Annotated in this window: 14 protein-coding genes and 1 pseudogene; 11 read left to right on the top strand and 4 right to left on the bottom strand. The window is 72.1% G+C overall.

All coding sequences use genetic code 11. The features are described from left to right. Nucleotides 1–7 precede the first annotated feature (7 nt). A pseudogene (locus tag ACFXC1_RS27665) lies at nucleotides 8–439 on the top strand (solute carrier family 23 protein); the annotation flags it as partial. A 183-nt stretch (nucleotides 440–622) separates the two neighbouring features. On the opposite strand, the gene ACFXC1_RS27660 reads toward ACFXC1_RS27665, so the two are convergent. Then, nucleotides 623–1,378: a PaaX family transcriptional regulator C-terminal domain-containing protein gene (locus ACFXC1_RS27660; RefSeq protein WP_381247045.1), complete on the bottom strand. Its 756-nt coding sequence runs from the start codon at nucleotides 1,376–1,378 to the stop codon at nucleotides 623–625. A gap of 74 nt (nucleotides 1,379–1,452) precedes the next feature. Between ACFXC1_RS27660 and ACFXC1_RS27655 the strand changes: the two genes are divergently transcribed. Then, a complete protein-coding gene (locus tag ACFXC1_RS27655; RefSeq protein WP_381247043.1) occupies nucleotides 1,453–3,120 on the top strand; it encodes an acyl-CoA dehydrogenase family protein in 1,668 nt (555 codons plus the stop codon). An 86-nt stretch (nucleotides 3,121–3,206) separates the two neighbouring features. Further along, the gene (locus tag ACFXC1_RS27650; RefSeq protein ID WP_381247040.1) at nucleotides 3,207–5,228 is read left to right on the top strand and encodes a HEAT repeat domain-containing protein; all 2,022 of its coding nucleotides are present in this window, start codon (nucleotides 3,207–3,209) and stop codon (nucleotides 5,226–5,228) included. Between the two features lie 68 nt (nucleotides 5,229–5,296). Here ACFXC1_RS27650 and ACFXC1_RS27645 read toward each other — a convergent pair whose 3' ends face one another. Next, nucleotides 5,297–5,881, bottom strand: coding sequence for an Rv1733c family protein (locus ACFXC1_RS27645; protein ID WP_381247037.1), 585 nt, complete (start codon nucleotides 5,879–5,881; stop codon nucleotides 5,297–5,299). Between the two features lie 249 nt (nucleotides 5,882–6,130). On the opposite strand from ACFXC1_RS27645, the gene ACFXC1_RS27640 reads away from it, so the two are divergent. The 4 genes from ACFXC1_RS27640 (at nucleotide 6,131) to ACFXC1_RS27625 (ending at nucleotide 10,509) form a co-directional block, all read left to right on the top strand. Continuing rightward, a complete protein-coding gene (locus ACFXC1_RS27640; protein WP_381247035.1) occupies nucleotides 6,131–7,246 on the top strand; it encodes a WD40/YVTN/BNR-like repeat-containing protein in 1,116 nt (371 codons plus the stop codon). 172 nt (nucleotides 7,247–7,418) lie between these two features. Beyond that, nucleotides 7,419–8,096 carry a uracil-DNA glycosylase gene (locus ACFXC1_RS27635; protein ID WP_093630533.1) on the top strand — a complete coding sequence of 226 codons (678 nt, stop codon included), beginning with the start codon at nucleotides 7,419–7,421 and terminating at the stop codon, nucleotides 8,094–8,096. Nucleotides 8,097–8,527: 431 nt separating this feature from the next. Then, on the top strand, nucleotides 8,528–9,490 hold the full coding sequence (locus ACFXC1_RS27630; RefSeq protein ID WP_381247032.1) for an N-acetylglucosamine kinase: 963 nt from the start codon (nucleotides 8,528–8,530) through the stop codon (nucleotides 9,488–9,490). Nucleotides 9,491–9,585: 95 nt separating this feature from the next. Continuing rightward, nucleotides 9,586–10,509 carry a sirohydrochlorin chelatase gene (locus tag ACFXC1_RS27625; RefSeq protein ID WP_381247030.1) on the top strand — a complete coding sequence of 308 codons (924 nt, stop codon included), beginning with the start codon at nucleotides 9,586–9,588 and terminating at the stop codon, nucleotides 10,507–10,509. A 117-nt stretch (nucleotides 10,510–10,626) separates the two neighbouring features. Here the strand turns inward: ACFXC1_RS27625 and ACFXC1_RS27620 are convergent, their stop codons facing one another. Both ACFXC1_RS27620 and ACFXC1_RS27615 read right to left on the bottom strand, forming a co-directional pair. After that, on the bottom strand, nucleotides 10,627–11,664 hold the full coding sequence (locus ACFXC1_RS27620) for a lactonase family protein (protein ID WP_381247027.1): 1,038 nt from the start codon (nucleotides 11,662–11,664) through the stop codon (nucleotides 10,627–10,629). Nucleotides 11,665–11,724: 60 nt separating this feature from the next. Then, entirely contained in the window at nucleotides 11,725–13,233 is a 1,509-nt protein-coding gene (locus ACFXC1_RS27615) for an FUSC family protein (RefSeq protein ID WP_381247025.1), read from the bottom strand. A gap of 171 nt (nucleotides 13,234–13,404) precedes the next feature. Here ACFXC1_RS27615 and ACFXC1_RS27610 point away from each other — a divergent pair, with 171 nt between their 5' ends. From ACFXC1_RS27610 to ACFXC1_RS27595, 4 genes are all read left to right on the top strand, one after another. Continuing rightward, nucleotides 13,405–13,881 (top strand): Lrp/AsnC family transcriptional regulator, encoded by a 477-nt coding sequence (locus ACFXC1_RS27610; protein WP_093630529.1) that lies wholly within the window; start codon nucleotides 13,405–13,407, stop codon nucleotides 13,879–13,881. 19 nt (nucleotides 13,882–13,900) lie between these two features. Beyond that, nucleotides 13,901–14,581 (top strand): HAD family hydrolase, encoded by a 681-nt coding sequence (locus ACFXC1_RS27605; RefSeq protein WP_381247022.1) that lies wholly within the window; start codon nucleotides 13,901–13,903, stop codon nucleotides 14,579–14,581. Between the two features lie 57 nt (nucleotides 14,582–14,638). After that, nucleotides 14,639–16,813: a TerD family protein gene (locus ACFXC1_RS27600; protein WP_381247019.1), complete on the top strand. Its 2,175-nt coding sequence runs from the start codon at nucleotides 14,639–14,641 to the stop codon at nucleotides 16,811–16,813. 198 nt (nucleotides 16,814–17,011) lie between these two features. Further along, complete coding sequence (locus ACFXC1_RS27595; RefSeq protein WP_381247017.1) at nucleotides 17,012–17,692, top strand: class I SAM-dependent DNA methyltransferase; 681 nt, start codon at nucleotides 17,012–17,014, stop codon at nucleotides 17,690–17,692. Nucleotides 17,693–17,791 lie beyond the last annotated feature (99 nt).

Below are 17,791 nucleotides of genomic sequence, written 5' to 3'. Positions count from 1 at the left end.
AGTGCCCATGGCAACGACCACACCCGTGCATCCCGTCGACGAGGTCCCACCCGCACGGCAGTTGGCCGCCTTCGGGCTGCAGCATGTGCTCGCGATGTACGCGGGCGCGGTGGCGGTTCCGCTGATCGTCGGCGGGGCGATGAAGCTGTCGGCCGCCGATCTGGCGTATCCGATCACCGCGGACCTGCTGGTGTGCGGTATCGCGGCGCTGATCCAGTGCGTCGGCTTCTGGCGGTTCGGGGTACGGCTGCCGATCATGCAGGGCTGTACGTTCGCGGCCGTGTCGCCGATGGTGCTGATCGGTACGACGGGCGGCGGACTGCCCGCGATCTACGGCTCCGTGATCGTCGCGGGGCTCGCCATCGCGCTCCTGGCACCGGTGTTCGGAAAGCTGCTGCGCTTCTTTCCGCCGCTCGTGACCGGCACGGTGATTGCCATCACGATCGTCGGGGACACCAGCAAGAAGATGATCCCCTGCCAGAAGTACATCGGGAACAACACGCGCGCGGAGCCGACCACCAACGGCACGGGCGCGGACGGCACTTACTGCAGGTACGCAGCCTCGGACATCACCTAGAAGTGAGCCGGTCGCGATAAAGGCGGCCGTGCCGGGCTCCTCGGCTCATGCTGAGCTCCCCAGCACGGCCGCGATCAACTCCCTTCGGCGGCTGGTGTATTCGGCGCGCAGGGCGGGGCCCGGCCAGTCGGCGGGCAGGAGTTCGGGGGGCAGGACCGGGTCGGCGAGCAGGTGGCGTACGACGGCGGCGAGTACGGTGAAACGGTCGGCGGGGCGGTCGGCCGTGGCGTCGATCCGAGCGAGCAGCGCCTCTGCCGTCTTCGCCCAGGACTCAAGTGGCCAGAGGCTTCCTGCCAGTTGGCGGGCCGGCTCTTCCGGGCGGGTGGTGAAGTGCCGGGCGACCGCGCCGAGTTCGTCCGGTCGGGGCCGTAGCAGATTGGCCGGGCGGAGCCAGACTCCCTCGCGGAGTTCCGCGAGCCGCAGTGCGGTCAACTTGGCGCGCAGCTCAGCGCGTTCGGCGGGGCCGCGGCCGGTCGCGGTGACGACGGTCAGCTCCCAGTCGCCGTCCCAGGGGTGGGTCTCGGGGTGTACGGCGTTGTCCTGGCGGCGCTGGCGTTCCAGCAGGCGGTCGCTGAGCCGGTAGACGGCGTCCGCGCTCCGCAGATCCCCGGCGGCGACCATCCGGCTGAGCGCGGCCCGCAGGGTGGATCCGGCCACGCCGAGCGGTTCGACGGCCCGCAGCAGATCCCGTACGGGCAGCTCGGGCGGATGCGTGCCCAGGAGCAGACTGAGGACGACGGAGCGTGCGGACAACGGGCGCAGGTCCACCTCACCGGGCCCTTCCGACTCATTCATCCGCATGGCCTCGTACTCTACGTGGCCGTTCTTGTGTTACATCATTGATGCGACCGCAGGGATAGTGCAACACTGCCCGTATGGCCCAGACACTCGCGCACACACCGCCGCAGTCCCGGAACGCCACGCACGACGTCACCAACCAGCCCCCGCCCCTGACCCCGTACGACGCCTCGGAGGACACGGCCCTGCTCGAGGGGCTGCGCCGGGAGGGCGCCGGCTGGGCCGAGGAGGACGTACGGCGGCTGGGCCGGGCGGCGGGCAGCGCGGAGGCGCAGGAATGGGGTGAGCAGGCGAACCGGCACGAGCCGGAGCTGCGCACGCACGACCGGTACGGCAACCGGATCGACGAGGTCGAGTTCCACCCGAGCTGGCACCGGCTGATGGGCGTCGCCGTCGCCGAGGGACTGGCCGGCGCGCCCTGGGCGGACGAGCGGCCCGGCGCCCATGTGGCGCGTACGGCAGGCGGGTTGGTGTGGGGACACACCGAGGCCGGGCACGGCTGTCCGACGTCGATGACGTACGCCGCCGTTCCGGCGCTGCGCGCGCAACCCGAACTGGCCGCGGCCTACGAGCCGTTGCTCACCAGCCGGGTGTACGAACCGGGCCTGCGCGTCCCGACCGGGAAGCGCGGGCTGCTGGCCGGGATGGGGATGACGGAGAAGCAGGGCGGCTCGGACGTCCGGACGAACACCACGGCGGCCACTCCCACCGCCGAACCCGGCGTGTACACACTGCGCGGGCACAAGTGGTTCACGTCGGCGCCGATGTGCGACGTGTTCCTCGTGCTGGCGCAGGCTCCGGGCGGGCTGTCGTGCTTCCTGGTCCCCCGCGTTCTGCCCGACGGCAGCCGCAACGTGTTCCGCATCCAGCGGCTGAAGGACAAGCTGGGCAACCGGTCCAACGCATCCTCCGAGCCCGAGTTCGACGGGACCGTCGCCTGGCTCGTCGGACCCGAGGGACGCGGCGTCAAGACCATCATCGAGATGGTCAACTGCACCCGTCTGGACTGCGTGATGATGTCCGCGACGCTGATGCGCAAGACGCTCGTCGAGGCGGGCCACCATGTGCGCCACCGCAGCGCGTTCGGCGCGCGGCTGCTCGAACAGCCGCTGATGCGCAATGTGTTGGCCGATCTGGCGTTGGAGTCCGAGGCCGCGACGACCCTCACCCTGCGGCTGGCGGGCGCTGCGGATCGCGCGGCACGCGGGGACGACGCCGAGTCCGCGTTCCGCCGGATCGCCACGGCCGTGGGCAAGTACTGGGTCACCAAGCGCGGCCCGGCCTTCACGGCTGAGGCCCTGGAGTGCCTCGGCGGCAACGGCTACGTCGAGGACTCGGGCATGCCCCGCCACTACCGCGAGGCGCCCCTCCTCTCCGTCTGGGAGGGCTCGGGGAACGTCAACGCCCTTGACGTACTACGGGCGTTGAGCCGGGACCCCGGCCCGGCGGAGGCACTGTTCGCCGAACTCGCCCTGGCGCGGGGCGCGGACGCCCGCCTGGACACGGCGGTGAGCCGGCTGAAGAGCACGCTGAGCGAGGCGACGGAGACGGGCGCGCGCCGCCTCGTCGAACAGATGGCGCTCACCCTCCAGGCGTCCCTCCTGGTACGCCACGCCCCATCCGCGGTCTCCGACGCCTTCTGCGCGACCCGGCTGGGCGGCGACTGGGGGCACGCCTTCGGCACACTCCCCGACTCCGCCGGCCTCGGCGCGATCCTCTCCCGCGCCCTGCCCGACGGGGACTGACCCTGGGTCACCTCCCGATTCCGCTTCGTTGTCAGTGGCGTGGTGCAGACTCGCGATCAGTTGGCACTTCGTCTGGGGAGGGCAACGTGTTCACGGGGATCGACGAGGTCGACTGGGCCTCACTGCGCCATGCGTACGGCAGTGCGGAGGACGTGCCCGGACTGCTCAGGGGACTGGCCTCCACGGACCCCGTCGAGAGGGCGGGCGCGCTCGACGGGATGTACGGCGCGGTGCACCACCAGGGGATGGTGTACGACTCGACACTCGCCTGCGTTCCGTTTCTGCTCGCGCTCGCCGTTGAGGAGGCGGTCGCGGAGCGGGGCGAGTTGGTGGAGCTTCTGGTCAGCATCGGGCGGAGGCGCGGGCCGGCGGAGGCCGCCTTACAGGCAAGGGCCGAGGTCTTCGTCGTGCTCGTCGGCGACCGGGACCCCGGTGTGCGCCGGGCCGCGGCCGAGGGGCTGGTCCGGTTCCTCGATCAACCCGCGCGCGTGCTGAGCCTGTTGCGACAGCGGATCACGGTCGAGCGCGACGACCGGGTTCTGCTCGCCCTCGCCGAGAGCCTCGCTCTGTTCGTACGACGGTTTCCGGCCGCCCACGCCGCCGAGGCGCTGGACACCCTGCTGGCACTCGGTACTCCGCCCTACGACCCCGGGCTACGACTCGCCGCGCTCGGCCAACTCGCGTGCTGCGCACCGGATCTGCTCCCCGCCGACCTGGTCCCGACGGTCGTCGGCCTGCTCGGGGAGCGGTCCGAGCGGCGCCCTTCGAACCTCCGCACACGGGACGACATCGACTGCCCGGAGACGCTCGCCGGGCGGTTGCGGCGACTTCGCCCCTCGGACGAGGAGGGCGCGCAGCTCGTGCGCACGCTGCACACCGCGCTCGGCGGGCGGCCGGCCGAGCGGATCGCCCTGCTGGAAGGGCAGTTGCCCGCTCCGGACGCCACCGACCGGTGCAACGGGGTGTGGATGTCGGCCGGACTGTTCCGCGAGTGGCGGGCCGACCACTCGGCACTCGTCGCGCTGGTCGGTGAGCAACTGGGTTCGGAGGCCTACCGGTTGCGCGATGCCGCGTCGTCGGTGCTGGGGGAACTCTTCCACCTGGCCGCGCCTGCCGCCGATCACCTGCACGCGCTGGTGATCACTCGCCCCGACCTGTGGACGCAGCGCTTGGAGCACGGGGCGGCGGCCCTGGGCGGCGCGCTCAAGGCCCTTGCGCGCAGCGGCGATTCGCGGGCGGTACCGGTACTTGCCGAGGTACTCGCGGGACCCTTCGTACCCGACGACCTGGGGCGGGTGATCGTCCACCTGGGCCGCTCGGCCGCACCGCTCGCCCCGGCGTTGCGGCATCGGCTCGGCCGTCTGCCCCTCGACTCCCCCGCGATCTCCGATCGTGCCGTGCCACTGCTGTCCGCACTCACCGCGCTCGCCGACCGGGAGGCCGTGCCGGAGGTGCTGCGGCTGTTGCGCGGGGTGCCGGACGGGGTGCGGTCCGGGCAGCGGGTCGTGGCGTCTGCGGTGCGGGCACTCGATGCGTTCGGGGTCGGGGCGGAGGGTGTCGTACCGGTACTGCGGGGGCTGTTGGAGTCCGAGTGTGCGGGTGTCGCGGCGGGTGCGCTGTGGTCGGTGGAGGGGGACGTGTCGGTCGTACTGCCGTCCCTGTTGCGGGAGTTGGCGAGTTCGGCCGGACAGCGGCGCCGGGTGGCGGCGGATGTGCTGGCGCGGGTGGGGGTGGCCGCGCGGGTCGCGTCGGACGAGTTGGCGCGGATGCTCGGGGCGGAGTCTGTGGAGGAGCGGGTCGCGGGGGCGCGGGCGCTGTGGCGGGTGACCGGGGATGCGGAGAGGGTGCTCCCGGTGCTGCGGTCGGCTTGGACCGGGCATCCGGGTGTGCGGGGCGCTGTCGCCGCGTGCCTGGTCGGCATGGGGGCCGCCGGGGCGCCCCTGCATGACCTGGTGGTGGCGGAACTCGCCGCTCCGCGACGGCATTTGGCGCGGGCCGGCGGGCATGGGAGCCAGGATGTGCTGGAGGACGAACGGCTGTTGGGGGTGTGCCGGGAGGTGATGGCGGGCGGCCCCGCCGAGTATGGCGGGGAGGAGTGGTGGGCATGACGAGGGCCCCGGCGTCGACCTGCGTGCCAGGGGCGCTCATGCCATGCCGGGCGGGCGGCCCGTCCCGCTCAGCCCGTCTTACGGCTCCACAGCGGGCCGAAACGCGCCCACTCGTGGTCCCACTGGTCCATGCGCCGGCGTTCCAGACGGATCCGGAGGGCACGCGCGCTGATGAAGGGGACGGCCGCCGCGCCCATTCCCAGCAGGGTGCCGATCAGCGCGGCCCGCAGCTGGGCCTGGGAGGCGGTGGCGGGCTTGGTGACCAGATGGCCCCGCGGGTCGGTCCAGATGGTCACCGGAGTGCCGATGCCGCTGCCGGAGGGAACGCGGATCTGGCCGGTGTGCGAGGAGCCGTCCACGGCCGTCCAGCGGACCTTCGCCCAGACGAGCTCGCTGTTCGTTCTGCCGGAGTTCGCCGGGGAGGGACCGGGTGCGTCCTGGGTCACCAGGGCCACCACCGGTTTCCATTCGACGCGTTCCTGGGCCAGTTCGTGCTCGACGGACCGGGTCGCCGTCAGACCGGCCAGCACTCCCGCCAGGACGGTGATCAGCCAAGCACCGAGCACGATCCACGACTCCACCGCATCGGCGCGGCGCTTGAGCGGATTGCGCCGCCACCGCCACAGCCACACCTTCGGACCTCGGAACGCCATCGAAGGCATCCTCCTCATGAACGCACTGATACGCCGAACCGACCTCCCATACGGGAGACGTCCCCTCGATGCTCACGACGAATACCCCGACTCGACGGTCCCATGGCTGACGAGGTGTTCGCGGGCTTTTCGCGAGAGGCGTCCCCGGAAGCTGTCCTTCGGGCCCGGATGAGGCGCTGACCTGCGGTGACGTCCGTTCCGGGGGTGACTGTCAGTGGTGGGGTGCAGACTGGCGGGTGAGGGGGCGAAATGGCCAAATATGCGGTGGAGGTGATCGTCATGACCGAGGTGCTGCTCGCGGTGGGCACGCGAAAGGGCCTGTTCATCGGGCGCAGGCGGGGTGGAGTCTGGGAGTTCGACGAGAGTCCGTACTTCAACGCGCAGGCGCTGTATTCGGTCGCCGTCGACACAAGGGGCCACATGCCGAGACTGCTGGCCGGTGGTGACAGCGCCCACTGGGGTCCGTCCGTGTTCCACTCCGACGACCTGGGGCGTACGTGGGTCGAGCCGGAGCGGCCTGCCGTCAAGTTCCCCAAGGACACGGGGGCTTCGCTGGAGCGGGTGTGGCAGCTGCACCCGGCCGCCGCGGAACCGGACGTGGTGTACGCGGGTACGGAACCGGCCGCGCTGTACCGCTCCGAGGACCGCGGCGAGAGCTTCGACCTCGTCCGTCCCCTCTGGGAGCACCCCACCCGCTCGCGCTGGGTTCCGGGCGGCGGCGGGGAGGGGCTGCACACCGTCCTCACCGACGAACGCGACCCGAAGGCCGTGACGGTCGCCGTCTCGACTGCCGGAGTTTTCCGCACCCGTGACGGAGGCGCGAGCTGGGAGCCGTCCAACTCCGGTGTCTCCGCGGTGTTCCTGCCGGATCCGAACCCGGAGTTCGGCCAGTGCGTGCACAAGATCGCACAGGACGCGGCGACCCCGGACCGGCTGTATCTGCAGAACCACTGGGGGGTGTACCGCAGCGACGACGCGGGCGCGCACTGGACGGACATCGGCGAGGGGCTGCCGTCCACGTTCGGCTTCGCGGCGGTGGCCCATCCCCATCGCGGCGACACCGCCTATGTGTTCCCGATCAACGCGGACGCGGACCGGGTGCCCGCCGGGCACCGGTGCCGGGTCTTCCGTACGGCCGACGCGGGCAGAAGCTGGGAGGCGTTGTCCGCGGGGCTGCCGGCCGAGGACCACTACGGCACGGTGTTGCGCGACGCGATGTGCACGGACGGCGCGGACCCGGCGGGCGTGTACTTCGGCAATCGCAACGGCGAGGTGTACGCGTCGGACGACGACGGGGACACCTGGCGGCAGTTGGCGTCCCATCTCCCTGATGTGCTGTGCGTACGTGCCGCGGTGATCGCATGAGGACGGCAAACCGCCTGCGCGCGTCAGCGGTGACCCCGGCTGCCGGAACCGCCCTGTGGGCAACTGCCTTATGGGGAGGCTTCGTTCACGCGGGCCCACAGTCCGGTCGTTCTCGGTCGGGCTCGGGCCGCCGGTTGATCGTCGAGCCGTGTCCGGCAGTAGGGTGACGCCCGTGGCACCACGACCGTTGCATGAGATTGTCGAACCGGGCTGGGCGAAAGCCCTGGAACCCGTGGCCGGACGCATCGCCGAGATGGGGGACTTCCTGCGCGCCGAGATCGCCGCGGGACGCACGTACCTACCGGCCGGGCCGAATGTCCTGCGGGCCTTCCAACAGCCCTTCGACGACGTCCGCGTCCTGATCGTCGGCCAGGATCCGTACCCGACCCCGGGGCACGCCGTGGGGCTGTCCTTCTCGGTGGCTCCCGAGGTACGTCCGCTGCCGCCGAGCCTGCTCAACATCTATCGCGAGCTCAACACGGACCTGGGGCTGCCCCAGCCGTCCAACGGTGATCTGACGCCGTGGAGTCAGCAGGGGGTGCTGCTGCTCAACAGGGCGCTGACCACCGCCCCGCGCAGCCCCGCCGCCCATCGCGGCAAGGGCTGGGAAGAAGTCACCGAGCAGGCGATACGGGCGCTGGCCGCACGCGGCAAGCCGCTGGTGTCCATCCTGTGGGGCCGCGACGCCCGCAACCTGCGCCCCCTCCTCGGCGACCTGCCCTCCGTGGAGTCCTCCCACCCGTCCCCGATGTCGGCCGACCGCGGCTTCTTCGGCTCCCGCCCCTTCAGCCGCGCCAACGACCTGCTGGTCCGGCAGGGAGGACAACCGGTGGACTGGCGCCTGCCGTGACAGGGCCGGGGGACACCGGTTCGGCTGGGACGGCGGAATCAGCGGGGGCGCCGGACGGACCGGTTTCCGCGGGCGGGACTGCCGGGGCCAGAGGTATTGCCGAGGGGACTTCGGTGGGGCCGAATTCCGTTGGCCCGTCCGCTGAGACCAGAAGCAGCGCTGAGGGACTTTCGGACGGACCGGTGTCGTTCAGCGGGACCGCCGGGGCCACCGCTCCGGACGGACCGGTGTCCTTCAGCCGGGCCGCCGAACCCAGAAGTAGCGCGGAGGGGACTTCCGGCGGGCAGGTGTCCTTTGGTGGCACCGCCGAGTCGGGCGCTGTCTCCGGGAGTTCGTCGGGCAAGTTCCCCGAGCCGATTCCCTCGGCGACTGCTTCCGCGGTGCCCCCACCGACACCCCCCGTACAAGACACCCGCGGCAGGTTCCTCGCCGTGGACTCCGGAGGCTCCGGGCTGCGGGTCGTCGTAGGGGAAGTCGGGCGTCCGGTGTCCGTGCCGCTCGCGTCCGGGGAGCCGGTGCGGACCGGTGCGAGGGGGATCGACGCCGGGCATTTCATGGAGCAACTGGTTCCCATGGTGCGGGAGTTGGCCGGTGAGGCCGGACGCGCCGAGTGGGGCACGGCCGTGATCGGGGCCGCCGGTCTGGCCACCCTCGGGGACGGGTTGCGGGAGGAGTTGCCGGGGGCGCTGGCGCGGGAGTTCGGGGTGCGGACGGTCGCGCTCGTCGCCGATGCCGTGACCGCCTGCGTCGGCGCCCTCGGGATACGGCCCGGTGCCGTGCTCGCGGCCGGTACGGGACTCATCGCGATCGGCACCGACCTCACCGGCTGGCGCCGGGCGGACGGCTGGGGACATCTGCTGGGCGACTGCGGCGGTGGGGCGTGGATCGGGCGGGCCGGGCTGGAGGCGGCGCTGCGGGCACACGATGGGCGGGACGGCGGTTCGGGGCCTCTGCTGGCCCGGGCGGAGGAGCAGTTCGGGCCGATGTCCGGCCTGCCCGGCAAGCTGTACCCACGGCCGGATCGTCCCGCCGTACTGGCCTCCTTCGCGCCCCGGGTCGCCGAGTGCGCCCCGGACGACCCGGTGGCGGCGGGCATTCTGCGTGCCGCGGCCCGGCACATGGCCGAGTCGGCCGCCGCGGTCTGCCCGACGGCCGGTGAGCCTCAGGTCGCGCTCACGGGTGGCCTGTTCCGAATGGGCGACCCGCTCCTGGTGCCCGTATGCGAGGAGTTGGCGAAACGGCTGCCGCACGCGCAACTGGTGTCTGCGGCGGGCGATCCGCTGGACGGTGCCGTGCGGATCGCGCGCGACCTCGCGGCGGGCGCGCTCACCCTGCCGGCCGACGGCGTGATGGTGCACGTGGTGGGCGCGCCGGGCCGAGGTGATCACTTCTGATCCGTACGTAACTCATCAGACAAAACAGGACGGATACCGCTCACCTGCACCCTCCCCGAACAGGGGAGCCCAAGAAGCCAGTAACATGCCTCGCCATGAGCTCCCCCACTGGGCCCGCGTCCGGCCTGCCAGTACGAATGCCGCGACCTCGCCAGCCCGGGCGGCACCGCCGACCCGAGCCGCTGGCGGCTCCCGAGGGCGCGCCCGCGCTGGTGCTCGCCGTGCCGGGCACGCCCAGCGCCGCCACGCGCAGCCTCGCCGAGGAGGTCGTGAGCATCGCCCGCTCCGAGCTGCCCGGTCTGGACGGGCGCATCGGTTATCTCGACGGGGACGACGCCGAGTTCCCCACGCTGACGGCCGTGCTCGCGCACGCGGCCGAGGAGCGCACCGCCCGCTTCGAGCAGGCCAAGGCCGCCGGTGCCGACGTCAAGGAGCCCGACGGTCCCGTGGCCGTCGTCGTACCGCTGCTCGCCGGTCCGGACAGCGCGCTGCTGCGCCAGGTCCGTCAGGCCGTCATGGACAGCCGGGTCGCGGCCGACCTGACGGATTCGCTCGGCCCGCACCCGCTGCTCGCCGAGGCACTGCACGTACGGCTCTCCGAGGCGGGCCTTGCCCGTGCCGACCGTGCCCGGCTGTTCACCGTGGCGACCGCCGCGGACGGCATCATCCTCGCGTCCGTGGGCGGCGAGGAGGCGGTGCAGGCGGCCGGCATCACCGGCATGCTGCTCGCCGCGCGGCTCGCGGTGCCGGTGATGGCGGCGGCGCTGGACCAGGAAGGTTCGATCGCGGCCATCGCGGAGCAGCTGCGCGGGTCCGGCTCGCAGCAGCTGGCGCTGGCGCCCTACCTGATCGGCCCCGAGATCGACCCGGGTCTGCTCCAGGCCGCGGCTGCCGAGGCGGGCTGTTCGGCCGCCGAGGCGCTCGGCCCGTACCCGGCGATCGGCAAGCTCGCGCTCGCCAAGTACACGACGGCGCTGGGAATCGCCCCGCCGCAGCCGCAGGGCGCACCGGTTCGCTGACCCGATCCGGTCCGAGCTCGCTCGGCCCGGCCTGGCACGTGTAACGCCGTAGCGCCGAAAGGGCCCCTCCTCACGCGGGAGCGGGCCCTTCGGCATGCCGTGGACACGGCTGTGGGGTCAGTCGAACACCACGCAGGACGCGGCGGTCACGTCGATCGAGCCGCCGGGGCGCGGGACACCGGTGGCGGGGTCGACGGCGAACCAAGTCACGTCTCCGGACCGCTCGTTCGCCACATACAGATACCCCCCGGCCTCGGCGAGGGCGCGCGGCCAGTGCCCCCCGCAGGGCACCGTCCCGACCAGGCGCAGCCCCTCCCCCTCGACGGCGAGCACGGACAGCACGTCCTCACCGCGGGTCGCCGTCCATACGAAGCGGCCGTCCGGTGAGGTCACGATGCCGGAGGGGTAGGCGGCGTCGCCGGCCGGGGCGCCCGGCAGTACCGCGGTCTCGGCCAGCGGTCTCAGTGCGCCGCGCTCGCCGTCCCAGCGGCAGACGGTGACGGTCGGGGTGAGTTCGTTGAGGACGTAGGCGCGGTCGCCGTCGGGGTGGAAGGCGAGATGGCGGGGGCCCGAGCCGGGCCTGAGCGCGATCTCGCGGTGCAGCGCGGGGCTTCCGTCGTCCAGCGTGCACACCAGCACGGAGTCGGTGCCGAGGTCGATGCCGACGGCCCAACGGCCGCTGGGATCGGGCTGGATCTGGTGGGCGTGCGGCCCCTGCTGGCGTCGTTCGTGCGGGCCCGAGCCGGTGTGCCGGAGCTGTCCGGAGGGGCGGTCCGCCAGGGTGCCGTCGGGGCGGACCGGCACGGCGGTAAAGCTGCCGGAGCCGTAGTCGGCGGTCAGGACGTGCCCCGCGTACAGGCTCAGGTGGGTCGGTCCCGCGCTGCCGAGGCGGACAGGTGGACCGAGCGGTTCGGGCTTGTCGCCGTTGACGCGGTACGCGGCCACCGCGCCCTCGGCCGTCTCGCTGACCGCGTAAAGGGTGTCCCGATCGGGCGCCAGGGCCAGATACGAGGGGTCGGGGACGCCGTCGACACTGCTCAGGACGGTCAGCGCACCGTTGTGCGCGTCCACGGCCGCCGCGACGACACCGGGTCCGCCCGCCGCCGTGAACGACCCGATGAAGGCCCGCCGTTGCCGCCTGCCGCCGTCTGTCACCGCTGTCCCCTCTCGGTTCAGTGCTGTCCGGGGTGACGGTAGCAGTCGATCATGAGCGGTCTAGACCAAAGCGCTGAGTCTGTTCCAGCGGGGCACGCCGGACCGTGCGCGGAGCGGCTCCGCGAGTTCCGCGAGGGCCCGCTCCAGCCCGTGCAGATGAGCCAGCGCGGGTTCCACCGGCGACCCGGCCGCAGTCACGGCAAGCGGCGACACCTCGCCTCCGGTGAGTGCCTCGACCGCCGTCTCGACGCGGCGGCACGCCGCGGCCAGGCGGGCGTCGTGGGAGGCCTGCGGGTCGGCGGCCGCCGTGGCCAGGCCGCGGATCTCGTGGGCGCAGTCGTCGAGCAGTGCCAGCACCCGGCGGGCGCGGCGTTTGCGGCCGAGCATCGGGTTCAGCGGGTGTACGAGGGGTGCGACGGAGAGCCGTACCCGGCCGAGGAGTTGTTCGAGCTCCGTGATGCGTTCGGCGGGGTCCGCGCGGCCGGAGCCGGCGAGGCGGGCGGTGGCCTCGGCGGTGCAGGCGCGGACGCAGCGCAGGGCGCGTTGGATCCAGGCGTCCGTGGTGGTGTGGGTGGTCACCGGAAGGACCAGCAGGACGGCCAGTACGGCGCCGAGCGCGCCGACGCCGGTCTCGGCGAAGCGCAGGGCCAGCAGGCCGGGGGTCAGGACGCCGAGAAGGCCGTAGAGGAGCTCGGCCATCAAGGTCACCGAGAGCATCATCCATGTGTAGGAGACGGCTGCCGAGTAGAAGATCCCGAAGACGCAGGCGGCGACCAGGAGCGCGGTGGGGGCGGGGGCGCCTCGGAGCGGGACGGCGATCAGCAGGCCCAGGGCGATGCCGAGGACCGTGCCGAGGACGCGGCGGAAGCCTCGGATGACGGTCTCGCCGCGTGAGGCGGTGTTGACGAAGATCCACCAGGTGGCACCGACGGCCCAGTACCAGCGCTGACCGGACACCAACTGGCCGACGACCAGGGCGAATCCGGCACCCGCCGTGGCCTGGACGGCCTGTCGGGTGGTCACCCGGGCGAGGCCTCGGCCGGCCGGCGGGGCGGGTACGGCGGGCGGGGGCAGCCGGCGTTCGTAGCACCACAGGCCGAAGCGGACCGTCGCCGCGGTGAGCACGGAGAGGGCCACGGCGGCGTAGAGCGCGGGCAGTTGGGCGGTGGTCGCGTGCAGGAACTGGGCCACGAAGAAGGTCATGAACGCGAACACACCGAGGCTGTGGCCGCGTGGTCCCCAGCGGCGGGCGTAGACGCCGGCGCCGACGACGGCGAGGAAGGTGAGGTCGCGGGCGACGGGGTGGGCGTGCAGTTCGGCCGCGACGGCGAGTACCGGGAGGCCCACGCAGGGCAGGAGCACGGTGGTGACGGCCTGCCCGCGCACCGTGGCGTCCGTGACGGTGAACAGGGCGAGCAGTGCGGCGAGGCCGCCGGTGACGGCGCCCGCGAGGGACTGTCCGGTCAGACCGCAGACGATCACCGCGAGGCCGATGCCGAGGACGGCCCGCGCGGCGAACCGCAGCCGTGTCCGCCCCGGGTCCGGAGCCACGAACACCCGCTTCAGCACTGCTCCCCCACCCATTGCGCACGCCCACACGAAAAAGGCGCCACGGAGGTCCGCAGCGCCATCGACGTGGCCCATCACAACACCATCAGGCACGGTGGCTCAAGTGAGCTCTGGATCACTGGACCATTGGCACAGCTCAAATCGATTGAGCCATTGGTACAGTCAGGTCCCATGAGCGTGGACGAACTCGACACCCGCATCCTGCGGCTGCTCCTGGAGCAGCCGCGTACCAGCGTGCGCGAGTACGCCCGGCTCCTCGGCGTCGCGCGCGGCACGCTCCAGGCGCGGCTCGACCGGATGGAGCGGGACGGCGTGATCACCGGTACGGGACCCTTCCTGTCCCCTGCCGCGCTCGGGCACCCGGTGCTCGCGTTCGTGCACATCGAGGTGACGCAGGGGCATCTCGACGAGGTGGGGGACGCACTGGCCGCCGTACCGGAGATCGTGGAGGCGTTCTCGATCACGGGTGGCGGGGATCTGCTGACCCGGGTCGTGGCGCGGGACAACGGTCATCTGGAGGATGTGATCCAGCGGCTGATCAGCCTGCCGGGGGTGGTGCGCACGCGTACCGAGATGGTGTTGCGCGAGCGCGTTCCGCACCGCTTGCTGCCGCTGGTGGAGGCAGTCGGCCGCGCGGCCGGGAAGTGACCCTTGGCATCCTGAACCCATGAGCAGACTCGGCGGCCTCTCGGTCATCTTCGATCTCGACGGAACACTCGTGGACAGCGAGCCGAACTACTACGAAGCCACCCGGGGGACCCTCGCCGAGCACGGTGTCCCGGACTTCACCTGGGCGCAGCACGAGCGCTTCGTCGGCATCAGTACCCAGGAGACCCTCGCCCTCCTCAAAGACCGCTACGGCCTGAAGGTACCGGTGGAGGAGCTGCTCGCGGAGACGAACGGCCGCTATCTGGCGCTGGCCCGGGCCGCCACGCACGCCTATCCCGAGATGCGGAAGTTCGTGGAACTGCTGGCGGCCGACGGGGTGCCGATGGCGGTGGCCTCGGGTTCGTCGCCGGAGGCGATCGAGGCGATCCTGGCGGGGACCGGGCTCGACGCGGTGCTGCGGACGGTGGTCTCGGCGGACGAGGTGGCGCGGGGCAAGCCCGCGCCGGACGTCTTCCTGGAGGCCGCGCGCAGGCTCGGGGCGACTCCGGCCGGCTGTGTGGTCCTGGAGGACGCGGCCCCGGGCGCGGCGGCGGCGCACGCGGCCGGCATGCGCTGCATCGCGATCCCGTACGTGACCGCGCAGGCCGACGCCCCCGAGTTCGCCACGGCGGGGCTGCTGCTGCGGGGCGGCCAGACGGAGTTCAGCGCGCAGGGGGCCTACGACTGGCTGGTCGGCTGACCCCAGGAACGCGAAACCCGAATGCGCCCGCTTGTTCGGTTCTGGGAGCATGCCTGAATGATCGACCGACTCGAACCGCTGGTCATCCGGCACACGCTCCGCGTCCCCCTGCCCACGGGTCCCGTGGGTGAAGGCGCCACCGTCGCGCGGCAGTTCGACGCCGTGCTGCTGTCCGTGGGCTTCAAGCTCTCCCCGGAGCTGCTGGAACGGCTGTCGGGGCTGTCCGGGGAGACGGTCGTCCGGATCGCCGGCCGCACCCTGCGGACCGTCCGCGCGATGGTCGGCGACCACGTCCGGCACAACGTGTACTTCATCGACTTCCCGGCCAACGTGCCCGACACCGTGGACTTCTGGATGTCATGCATCGCCGACGCGTTCCGCGACGAGAAGACCCCGGTCTCGACGCTCAAGCGGTTGCGGACCGGCGTGGTGAACCTGCTCGACCTGCCGACCTACGGCCGGTACCAGCACACCTACGCCGAAATGCTGGCCGCCCAGGACGAGTTGATCGCGGCGGCGAGCGACCGGATCACGGTGCTGCACCCGGGCGGCGACGTGGCTGATGAACTCACTGCCCTGTACCTGCAGTTGGCGGGCAGCGTCACACCGCTGAGCGAGGAGCACCGGAGTGATCTGCGGGCGCTGGCCGAGCGGTGCGTCGACGGGCCGCAGCCCGAGGCGATCCCGGTCCGGGAGAACCGCGCGGTCGTCAACCAGGCCCGCCTTACGGTGGGTTCGAGCCTGCTGCTGGACACCGTCACCGATGTGCTGCGGCTGGCCTGCGCGCTGTCGGACGGCGATGTGGCGCTCGCGGAGCCGACCCGTTTCCGGTCGCTGTCGCGTCCGGTGCGGCGAGCTCTGCTCGCAGGTCTTGACTCGGTGGTCGCCGCATCGCCCGGCAAGCTCGCCGACGTGGCCGCGCACCGCGAGGAGTGGAAGCGGCTCGGTGAGCGGCTGCATCCGCACGAGTACCCGAAGTGGCCGCACGCCGCCGAGGTGTTCGCGGTCGCGCGGGGCGAGCTGAAGGCGCGGTCGTTCGACGGCCGGGTCGAGCAACTCCTCGCGGAGAACGACGTGTTGGGGGCGGTGAAGCTGCTGAGGTCCGCGCCCGGCAAGCTGTTCCGCGCGCTGGACCGGCTGCTGCGCACCGCGCTCACGCAGGAGGAGCGGGACGCCGTGGTGGCCGCCGCCGAGGAGGTCGCGCCCGAGGTGTCCGGCCGGGTGGTGCTGTCGGTGCGCGAGCATCTGCACAACAGGGCCCGGGAGACCGGGGAGTTGCGGGTGTTCGTGAACCGGCGCGGCCGTGCCTGGGTGACGGACGACGAGCGGGCGGTCGTAGGACCGGCGGAGCGGGCGCGGCTGATCGCGGCGCTCGACGCCGAGACTCGGCGTCGACTGCCTTCTGCGGAACGGCTGTTGGTCGATCCGGAGGTGCTCGACGTGGCGCTGCCGTTGAGCGGGAAGGCGACGGCGGCGGGGCTCGGGGTGCTGCCGCGCGGGTCCGTGTCGGCGGTGGAGGGCGAGTTGCTGCGCTTCTTCGTGTACTGGAAGGAGTCCGAGCGGCGCACCGACTTCGACCTGTCGGCGCTGATGCTCAACGCGGACTACTCGACCGACACCTGGCTGTCGTACACCTCGTTGACCGGCGTCGAGGGTGAGCACTCCGGTGACATCACCGAAGCGCCGGACGGGGCCTCGGAGTTCATCAATCTGCGGCTGGGTGCCGTGCGCGGGGCCTTCGTCGTGCCGCAGGTCAACATCTTCGCGGGCGAGGGCTTCGAGGAGGTCGAGGAGTCGTTCTTCGGGTTCATGCTGCGCGAGGGCGAGCAGCAGGGGCGGCCGTTCGAGCCGCGTACCGTGCGGATGAAGTCGGAGCTGCGCGGTGCGGGGCGGGTGGCGCTGCCGCTGGTGTTCCTGCGCGGGGAGGACGGCCGCTGGCGGGCGAAGTGGCTGCACCTGTACCTCAAGGGCAGCCCGTCCGCGAACCGGGTGGAGGGGAACCGGGTGACGGTGGCGACCCTGCTGCGCGGCATCGTGGAGCGCGAGCAGCTCACGGTGCGGCATCTCGTCGGCCTGATGACCGGGGAGGCGACCGAGGTGACGCCGTGGGACGGCGGGCCGGTGCCGGACGGCGGTCCGGTCACCTACATCGGTCTGCGCCGCCCGGACGGGCTGCCCGAGGGCTCGCGGATCGTGACCCTGGAAAATCTGCGCGACCTGATCCCCGCCTGACTGCTAACGTCAGCCGTGGCGAGGCCATGAACGGGCTTCCTTCTCACCTTCCTGCAAAGAATCCAGCCTGTTCGCTTTCCTCGCCCCCGACGTCGCGTGAGGGGTGCCCCATGGCACCCCTCACGGCGTTCTGCCACTTGAAACGCACTTTCCCCACTTGTGGGACAATCCTCTATGCGCGGATGAAAGGCCACTTCAGTGAGCAGAGCGAACGACGGGGCCGACTACGGCAGCCTGCGGCTCGACCGCTCGGGTCAGGCCGAGGCCTTCGACGCCATCGGGGACCGCTACGACGAGGCCTTCCCGCACAAGGAGGGCCAGATCGCCGCCGGTGACTGGCTGATCGAGTCCCTCGGCCCGGGCTCCCGGGTGCTGGACCTCGGCTCCGGCACCGGCGTGCCGACCGCCCGGCAGCTGGCGGAGGCGGGTTTCGAGCTCGTCGGCGTGGACCTGTCCCGGCGGATGGTGGAGCTGGCCCGGAAGTACGTCCCGGCCGGCACGTTCCACCAGCTCGACCTGGCCGACCTGCGCCCGGGCGGCCCCACCGACCTGGGCCGTTTCGACGCCGTCGCCGCGTTCTTCTCCCTGCTGATGCTGCCGCGCGCGGAGATCCCGCTCGCCCTGCGCACGATCCACCACCTGCTGACCCCGGGCGGGCTGTTCGCCCTGTCGATGGTGGAGGCGCATGTGGACGACTTCGCGATCCCCTTCCTCGGCAACACGATCAGGGTCTCCGGCTACCTCCTCGACGACCTGCACAAGATCCTGGACGACGCGGGCTTCGAGATCGTGAAGGAGACCTCCTACACCTACGCCCCGGCGGTCGCCGACGTGCCGCCCGAGGAACAGGTCTTCCTCTGCTGCCGACGGCGCGACTGAGGCCGTAGCACCGACCCGGCGGCAGGCCGCACCAGTGGACGGGACGAAGCGTGACGGAGCCACACAGCCCCCGCGAAGGCCCCGCCGGAACCGCCCGGC

Origin of the sequence: Streptomyces hokutonensis (assembly GCF_042751305.1) — a bacterium.
GTDB classification, from domain to species: Bacteria; Actinomycetota; Actinomycetes; order Streptomycetales; family Streptomycetaceae; genus Streptomyces; species Streptomyces hokutonensis_A.
Note: the sequence above shows the minus strand (reverse complement) of the source record. Positions and strands in the feature narration are given on the sequence as shown.

Coding starts and splice junctions, on each gene's coding strand:
- ACFXC1_RS27610 (WP_093630529.1), top strand. CDS start 13,405: ATGAGCGTGGACGAACTCGACACCCGCATCCTGCGGCTGCTCCTGGAG.
- ACFXC1_RS27625 (WP_381247030.1), top strand. CDS start 9,586: ATGAGCTCCCCCACTGGGCCCGCGTCCGGCCTGCCAGTACGAATGCCG.
- ACFXC1_RS27645 (WP_381247037.1), bottom strand. CDS start 5,881: ATGGCGTTCCGAGGTCCGAAGGTGTGGCTGTGGCGGTGGCGGCGCAAT.
- ACFXC1_RS27655 (WP_381247043.1), top strand. CDS start 1,453: ATGGCCCAGACACTCGCGCACACACCGCCGCAGTCCCGGAACGCCACG.
- ACFXC1_RS27660 (WP_381247045.1), bottom strand. CDS start 1,378: ATGCGGATGAATGAGTCGGAAGGGCCCGGTGAGGTGGACCTGCGCCCG.
- ACFXC1_RS27605 (WP_381247022.1), top strand. CDS start 13,901: ATGAGCAGACTCGGCGGCCTCTCGGTCATCTTCGATCTCGACGGAACA.
- ACFXC1_RS27600 (WP_381247019.1), top strand. CDS start 14,639: ATGATCGACCGACTCGAACCGCTGGTCATCCGGCACACGCTCCGCGTC.
- ACFXC1_RS27640 (WP_381247035.1), top strand. CDS start 6,131: ATGGCCAAATATGCGGTGGAGGTGATCGTCATGACCGAGGTGCTGCTC.